General features: G+C 61.6%; 8 protein-coding genes and 1 pseudogene. 5 read left to right on the forward strand and 4 right to left on the reverse strand.

Annotated features, from left to right (window positions below; all coding sequences use genetic code 11):
- Window positions 1-240: 240 nt before the first annotated feature.
- Together HNS34_RS20115 and HNS34_RS20865 are read left to right on the forward strand one after the other, a co-directional pair.
- A complete protein-coding gene (locus HNS34_RS20115; protein ID WP_172321865.1) occupies window positions 241-780 on the forward strand; it encodes a tyrosine-type recombinase/integrase in 540 nt (179 codons plus the stop codon).
- An 89-nt stretch (window positions 781-869) separates the two neighbouring features.
- Window positions 870-1,082 carry a hypothetical protein gene (locus HNS34_RS20865; protein WP_235952832.1) on the forward strand — a complete coding sequence of 71 codons (213 nt, stop codon included), beginning with the start codon at window positions 870-872 and terminating at the stop codon, window positions 1,080-1,082.
- 208 nt (window positions 1,083-1,290) lie between these two features.
- On the opposite strand, the gene dctP is transcribed toward HNS34_RS20865, so the two are convergent.
- Genes dctP through HNS34_RS20135 form a run of 3 tightly spaced genes read right to left on the reverse strand, consistent with a single transcriptional unit; the run spans window position 1,291 to window position 4,235 of the window.
- Window positions 1,291-2,388 carry a TRAP transporter substrate-binding protein DctP gene (dctP, locus tag HNS34_RS20125; RefSeq protein WP_172321866.1) on the reverse strand — a complete coding sequence of 366 codons (1,098 nt, stop codon included), beginning with the start codon at window positions 2,386-2,388 and terminating at the stop codon, window positions 1,291-1,293.
- A 28-nt stretch (window positions 2,389-2,416) separates the two neighbouring features.
- Window positions 2,417-3,739: a TRAP transporter large permease gene (locus HNS34_RS20130; protein ID WP_172321867.1), complete on the reverse strand. Its 1,323-nt coding sequence runs from the start codon at window positions 3,737-3,739 to the stop codon at window positions 2,417-2,419.
- Window positions 3,729-4,235, reverse strand: coding sequence for a TRAP transporter small permease subunit (locus HNS34_RS20135; RefSeq protein WP_172321868.1), 507 nt, complete (start codon window positions 4,233-4,235; stop codon window positions 3,729-3,731). Before HNS34_RS20135 ends, HNS34_RS20130 begins: the two co-directional genes overlap by 11 nt.
- 149 nt (window positions 4,236-4,384) lie before the next feature.
- On the opposite strand from HNS34_RS20135, the gene HNS34_RS20140 reads away from it, so the two are divergent.
- Entirely contained in the window at window positions 4,385-4,672 is a 288-nt protein-coding gene (locus HNS34_RS20140) for a hypothetical protein (RefSeq protein WP_172321869.1), read from the forward strand.
- Here the strand turns inward: HNS34_RS20140 and HNS34_RS20870 are convergent.
- Window positions 4,592-5,139: pseudogene (locus tag HNS34_RS20870) on the reverse strand (hypothetical protein); the annotation flags it as partial. The gene HNS34_RS20140 and the pseudogene HNS34_RS20870 sit on opposite strands and share 81 nt — an antisense overlap.
- Window positions 5,140-5,565: 426 nt before the next feature.
- Between HNS34_RS20870 and HNS34_RS21065 the strand changes: the two are divergent.
- Complete coding sequence (locus HNS34_RS21065; protein WP_328700581.1) at window positions 5,566-6,312, forward strand: Mu transposase C-terminal domain-containing protein; 747 nt, start codon at window positions 5,566-5,568, stop codon at window positions 6,310-6,312.
- A 34-nt stretch (window positions 6,313-6,346) separates the two neighbouring features.
- A partial coding sequence (locus tag HNS34_RS21145) for a transposase (RefSeq protein WP_456236983.1) occupies window positions 6,347-6,977 on the forward strand: 631 nt, incomplete at its 3' end.

The raw sequence follows: 6,977 nt of genomic DNA on the forward strand, positions 1-6,977 counted from the left end.
GTGACAGGGGGGAAGTCTCGCATCAGCCCCCTTGGTCCACTGATCCAACGCATGATCCGCGCCAACTGTTCCTGACCTGGGGACCTTCGGCGCGAGACGGCGCTTAGAGCATGTCGGTCTTGATCGCATTCGGGATTGAACGAACCCGCTGAAGCGGGAGGGGCGTCGCTATTGGCGGGAATGGCCTCCTGATGGGAAGGTTTGGTTGCTGAGACCAACCTTTGATCAGGAGACCATCCCATGGCTGATGCCACACCAGCGGTAAGCCCGCTGCGCCGCCGTATGATCGACGACATGACGCTTCGCAACCTGTCGCCGGCCACACAACGATCCTATCTTCATGCCGTTGCCAAGTTCAGTCGGCATTTCAACCGCTCACCGGATCGGTTGGGGGTGGAGGATGTCCGGGCCTTCCAGGTCTATCTGGTGTCGCAGGGCATTTCGTGGCCGGCGCTCAACCAGACGGTCTGCGCCCTGCGCTTTTTCTATGGCGTGACGCTGAACCGGGCGGAGATCCCTGAGCGGATCGCCTATGCGCGCACTCCCTGCAAGCTACCAACGATCCTGAGTGCCGAAGAGGTTGTGTACTTTCTTGAGGCCGTGCCATCCCTGAAGGCGCGCGCAGCACTGACGACGGCCTACGCCGCAGGGTTGCGCGCCTCGGAAGCGGTCAGCCTGAAGGTCACGGATATCGACAGTGACCGCATGCTGATCCAGGTCCGCCACGGCAAGGGGGCCAAGGACCGCACGGTTACCCGGCACATCTCGACGTGTTCCTGAACCCGCACGACCCTGAGGTGCAGGAGGAGGCGCGCGCAGGCATTCCCGATCAATGGATCGAGGCGGCCGTGCGTTCGCCGATCTGGTAGATGGCGATGGACTGGAAGATCGCCTTCCCGCTGCATCCCGAATACCGCACCCTGCCGATGGTCTGGTATGTGCCGCCGCTCTCGCCCATCCAGTCGGCGCATGAGGCGGGCAAGATCAGCGGCAAGGACGGGATGCCCGATGTGCGGTCCTTGCGTATTCCCCTGCCATGGCTGATGCTCCTTCCCGTGTCGCGGCCTGCGCCCTGTCGTTGAACGCGGGGATCGGGTCGCGGGTTCCGGGCGCGTCCTGGCCGGGGCTGCATCCAAGAGATGGACCTGACCCGGGTGTCACGTTGCGGCCATTGTCACTCACCGATCGACCCGGCAGAGTAGGCCGCCAAGCTCGACGCGATCCTGTGCCGAACAAAAAAAGCCCGCCCGGCGCGAACCAGGCGGGGCAGTCAACCGTCCAAAGCCGGTCTTATTGCTCGGCGCAGCCGCGCAGCACTTCGAGGTCGGGGCCATCCGGGGTCCGGCCCAGGTTGAACGGGGCGGACGCATCACGCCAGTTGGCGTAATCGGTCAGATACTCGACCTGGCTCAGATAGACCCGTGCCGACATCGGGTTCTCGCAGGCGACCTCCTCGATGGTGGCATTCGCCATTTCCTGGATCGTTGCCAGCGTCTCGTCATCGAGGCGCGAGATGTCGATCCCGGCTTCCTGGAACTGCAGATAGGCATCGTTCGAGCGACGCTCGGTGAAGGCCAGCGACCACAGCATGGTGGCATCCGCAGCGGCGCGCAGTTGCGCCTGGGTGGTTTCGTCCAGCGCATCCCATGCCGCCTGGTTAATCATCACGCCGAAGACGGACGAGGACTGGTGCCAGCCCGGCGTCGACCAATCGGTGGTGACTTGCTGGAAACCTGCCGACCAGTCCACATTCGGCGTCGAGAACTCGGCGCCGTCGATCACCCCGCGCTCAAGCGCCTGGTAGATCTCGCCACCGGCCATCGACACCTGGCTGCCGCCCAGTTGGGTCAGCAGACGGCCCTGCTCCAGCCCGGAAAGGCGCAGGCGCATACCTTCCAGATCCTCGGTCGTGCGGATCGGGGTGTTGGTACGGAAGCCGGATTCGTTGTTGGTCACGCCATAGGGCAGATAGACCATGCCGAACTGGCCGTAGACCTCGTTATAGATTTCGGCCCCGCCCCATTGCTGAATCCAGTTCACATAGTCGATGGCGTTGAACAGGCTGGCATGGGTTGCGAGCGGCGAGAATGCGGTGTCGCGCCCGGCCCAGTAGCCCGGCCAGTCGGCGCCGGCCTCGATGGTGCCCGATTCGACCGCGCCGAACACTTCGCCCGCAGGCACCAAGGTGCCGCCTTCGAAAAGCTCGATGGTCAGGGCATCACCGGTCAGCAGGTTCGCCAGTTCAACGAATTTGCGATCCATCTCGATCAGTTCCAGCGAGGACGGCCAGACCGTGGTCATGGTCCAGTTTTCCTGCGCGGCAACTGGCGCCGCCAGGCCCGCAGTCAGCACACCGACCGTTGCCATGATGCTTGTCTTGATTTTCATGTTCGTTACTCCTCCAGTTGGATACAGGTTAGTTGATGGAAAGCGCTTCGGGCAGCCACATGACCAGTTCCGGAAAGACTGCGATGGCAATCGCCATCACGACAATGAGGCCGATGAAGGGCAGCACACCAAGGATGATGTCGGATATCCTGACCTCGGGTGGCGCGATGGCGCGCATGTAGAATAGAGCATATCCGAAGGGCGGGGTCAGGAACGAAGTTTGCAGCACCACCGCCATCAGAACCACGAACCACAGCAGGTCGATGTTCATTTCCTGCACGACGGGCAGGAAGATCGGAAAGCTGAGCAGGACGATCCCGGTCCAGTCGAGGAACATGCCCATCAGGAAGATGATGAACATCATCACCGTAATCAGCATCCAGGGTTCCATGTCCAGCGACCGCAGCAGGGCCTGGGTCGCACGCAAGCCTCCGGTGATGTTGAAGACCCCGGTAAAGGCGGTGGCGCCGACGACGATGAACAGGATCATCGCGGAGGTGCGGGCGGTCTCGCGCATGGCGCCGGTGAAGCTGGCCCATTCGAACTTGCCGCGCACGATGACAATCAGGAGCGCCAGCAGGACGCCCACGGCCGAGGCTTCGGTCGCGGTGGCGACGCCCGCCAGCATGGTGCCCAGGATGCCGAAGATCAGCACCAGCGGCGGCAGCGCCTCGACCATCAGCATCCGCAGGAGCACGCCCCGGCTGACCCGTTCCTCGACCTTGACGGCGGGGGCCAGGTCGGGGCGGAAAAAGGCCACCACCGCGATATAAAGCCCGTATAGCAGGCCGAGCAGCACGCCTGGCACCATAGCACCGGCGAACAGCTCACCCACTGTCAGGGTCGAATTCGCTGCCATCAGGATCAGCATGATCGAGGGCGGGATCAGGATGCCCAGGCACCCCGAAGCGGCGATCAGGCCGGTGCTGAGCCGCGTGGAATAGCCATATTGCAGCATCGGTTTCAGGGCCATCACCCCGATCACGGTGATCGACGCGCCGATGATCCCGGTCGTCGCCGCCAGCAGGATCGAGATCAGCACGACGGTCATCCCCAATCCGCCGGTGATCCGCGAGGTCAGCAGGCGCAATGTCTCGAACATCTTGTCGGTCACGCCGCTATCGGACAGGAATCTGGCCATCAGGATAAAGAGGGGAATGGCGATCAGAACGTAATTGTCCAGCACATCGCCGTAGATCCGGTTCACCACGATGCCCAGAACCTGCGTGCGCCCCGCGATCACCGCGCCCAGAATCGCGGTGCCGCCAAGCACGAAGGCCAGCGGATGGCCCATGAACAGGCCCAGAACCAGCAGCCCGGCCATGATAACGGCAATCAGTTCACCCGACATTGGTGTTCTCTTCCGTCTTGTTGAGGATCAGCTTGAGGAATTCGGACACGCCCTGGATCAGCAGCAGTGCCGCGGCCACCGCCATGGCGATCTTGACCGGGTAGAGCGGCAACTGCGTCGCGCCATAGGTGGTTTCGCCCTGTTCCCAGGACAGCTTGGCGAAGTGGAAGCTGTAATAGGCGAACACCCAGGCGAACGGAAAGAAGAAGAGCGGGTATCCCAGCAGTTCGACCACCCGGCGCAGGCCCGATGACAGCTTGTCCGTCACCAGATCGACGCGCACATGCGCCTGATGACGCAGCGCGTAACCGCCCAGAAGGATGAAGTAGAACCCGTAGAGTTGCTTGGTCAGATCGAATGCCCAGAGCGTCGGCGCATGAAACACATAGCGCAGCACCACGTCATAGACGATCAGTCCGGCAAACATGATTGCAACCCAGGCGACCACCCTGCCGACAACCTCGTTGAGGCCGTCGATTATACGTATCAAGAACATTCGCTCCCCTCGGAACAGATCTTATGTCTGCGAAGATTTCAAGCACTGTTCAAGATCGCGTCAGGAGTGTCAACTCGATCTTGACGGCAACTTTACGGGGCAGCGGAGCGACTCGAATTCCCAAGATTCGTGGGAGGGGGCCGGAGCATGTGAGAGCAGAGACCTTCATCGCGGCACTGGCCCTGGCGCTGAGGCTCGCCGATGAGGTCGAGAGCCTGTCGGGCAAAATCCGGATGGACACGATCCTTATCGACGAGGGTTTCGGCAGGCTAGACACCGAGAACGATGCGAGCACGCTGGCCAAAGTGAACCGGGGCGAACAGTCACTGTCCGTGGCGGTTGGCTCTGAACAACAGTTAGTCCTTGATCCGCCACATTACGTAACGCCCTTGCCCGGTCACCTCACGGATCAGCCCGCGTGCCTCCATCCAAGCTAACTTCCTCTGAACGGCCGCGCGGCTCGCGCCGGTTAAGACTTCCGCCATTGGGGCCGACAGCAAAGGCCACTCCGTCAACACTGAACGTAGAGCGACCGGAGTGCGACCAGAAAGCTGGGACATTGCGCCTTCTGCCCGGATGCCCCATGCCTCGATGTTATCCAGATAACGCATCGCCGTCAGAATTGCGCTGTTCATCCCATCCAACCAGCGGGCCAAGCGTTCGGGTGGCAAGCCCGAGGCACGCAGCCCCCTGCCCCACCCATAGCGAGCGGTGCAAAGATGGCACCGCTTCCATCGCTGGCCGCGATCCTGGCGGTGACAGCGGCCTCGATCCTGTCGCCATGTTGGCCGAGACCCGCTAGGCTCCAGAGGTGAAACCCCATGCAGGCCCGCGTGATAGGATGGAGATCGGCGGCTTGACCCATGAGATCGAGCCAACCGCCCGCGCGATCCGCGAAGGGCTTGATCCACCCGCCTATGTCACCGTTTCCAAGCGTATCCCACGACTGTTCACGCCCGAGGAGATTGCACGACGACGACATTCCGGAGGGAAAAACCTACGGCGCCTGAAACCCCGCCCAGGCTATATCCGGGCCAAACACGCACTCGATGTTGTCCAGATAGACCATACCCCCGCCGACATCCAGTTTGTGGAAGTCATCGATGGTCAGGGCATCTATGTTGGACGCCCCTATCTCACTATCGCAGCCGATGTTGCAACAAGCGCGATTATCGGCTTCTGCCTGACCCTTGAGCAGCCCTCACGCCTGTCGGTCGCCCTCTGTCTGGCGCAGGCGATGTGCCGCAAGGAGGACTGGCTGGCAGCGCGCGACATCAATCATTCCTGGTCGATGTTTGGCCGCCCGAAGAAGGTCGTCGTGGATTCCGCCATGGAATTCAGAAGCACCAGTTTCATCCGGGGTTGTGCCGAGTACGGCATTGCAATTCAAAACCGGAACAAGGGGACCGTCCATCGTGGCGGGGTTGTCGAACGGCTTCTAGGCAAGGTGAATACGGTGCTGCGCTCCCTGCCTGGCAAGACCGGGCGTTCGATCGCGGATCGGGGTGAGTATCTGTCCGAAGACCGTGCGAGGCTCAACTTTGCAGACCTCGAACGCTGTATCGTGCTGGCGATTATCGATCACAATCTTAGCCAGAATGAACGCAAGCTGACGGTCCCGACCAATGAATGGGAACGAAAATGCCGTCAGCCGGACGGCCCCGAAGACAACCCTTTCGACGTTCTGCTCAGCTTTCTCCCGAACAAGACACGCAGGATTTCACCTCAAGGTGTCAGCCTGTTTTCCAACGACTATTTCGATCCATGGTTGGGCCCGTTGGTCGCCCGCCGTGATCGAATTGATGCTCTCGATGTTCGTTATGATCCTCGGGACATTAGCCACATCTACATCAAGGATCCCGATACAGGAGCCTGGCGCCCTGTGGGGCGGCGGGATGGACTGCTTGAGGCGGTCACCCTCTGGCAGCACAGGGCCGAGAGAAACCGAGCGCGCGAAACCGGCCGGCGCCCGATTGAGGAGAAGACCGCGATTCGCCGCGAAATCGCGGCGACCGTGGATGCCTCGGCATCTAAGTGTCTGATCGGAAATGGGTTGAGTGAATTCAGCAGGTTGTGATTCTGTTCGGTTGCGAAACAAAACGGAGATCACGATGGCCTGGACCGAATTCACCCGTTCGCAGCATAGGCGCAAGACGAAGCGCTATCCAAGCGATTTGACCGATGCGGAATGGAAGATCGTGCGGCAATTGTTGCCCGGTCGCAACCACCTTGGGCGTCCGCGCAAGGTGGAGTTACGCCGGGTCTGGAATGCGATCCAGTATCTTGCCGCCGCCGGGTGCGCATGGTCGCTCCTGCCGAGGGACTTTCCGCCAGTCTCGACGAGCTATGCCAGAATTTGGGTGATGGCGTCCTGGGAAGGGCGGCGTATCGTGGCGGGTGTTGAGCCTGCCAGAACCTCCAGGAAGGGAGCGATACGCCATGAAAGACGATACCACGATCATTCCGTTTCACCAGCCAGATTCCGTCGCGGACCCGCTGACCGAGATCGCGCGCGACGGTGCGCGGCGCATGTTGGCCGAGGCGCTGAAGGCGGAGGCCGATGCCTTCGTCGCCAGTTTTGCCGACGAGACATTGCCCGACGGGCGTCGGCGAGTGGTCAGGCATGGGCACGGACCGGAACGAGCCATTCAGACGGGGATCGGCGCGCTCGATATTCAGCGCCCGAAAGTGCGCGACCGGGCTGGCAATACGGCGGGCGAAGACAGGGTGCGCTTCACCTCG

It is taken from the genome of Alterinioella nitratireducens, from assembly GCF_013155465.1.
Lineage (GTDB): Bacteria > Pseudomonadota > Alphaproteobacteria > Rhodobacterales > Rhodobacteraceae > Alterinioella > Alterinioella nitratireducens.